Genomic DNA, 271 nt, shown 5'->3' with positions numbered 1-271 from the left:
GAAATCAAATTCATCATTTTCATAGACTTCATTTGCTACAATGCTTGTTACTTGGCCTGATCTTCTGACTAATTCGATCAAGCCCTTATATCCGATCTGCAATTGAACTTCTTTAACGTTCTTGTTCTTGTTGTAATAAGGCACAAGATAGGCCGACCCCAGCGCGTCCGGTTCTAATCCAACTTGCGCCGCTTGCATAACGGCTCCAAGCAAAGACTCAGGCGTGCATTCTTTAAGCATTGGGTTTTTTCTGAACTCTGTAACCGCTAAA

General features: G+C 42.4%; 1 protein-coding gene. It reads right to left on the bottom strand.

The genetic code is table 11. From position 1 onward, the window contains the following. On the bottom strand, positions 1 to 271 hold a 271-nt coding region (locus GUI70_RS23255), incomplete at both ends, for a recombinase RecT (RefSeq protein WP_202630600.1).

It is taken from the genome of Deinococcus alpinitundrae (assembly GCF_009982895.1).
GTDB lineage: Bacteria > Deinococcota > Deinococci > Deinococcales > Deinococcaceae > Deinococcus > Deinococcus alpinitundrae.
The sequence above is the reverse complement of the archived record's forward strand: the minus strand, read 5'-3'. Positions and strand labels throughout refer to the sequence as shown.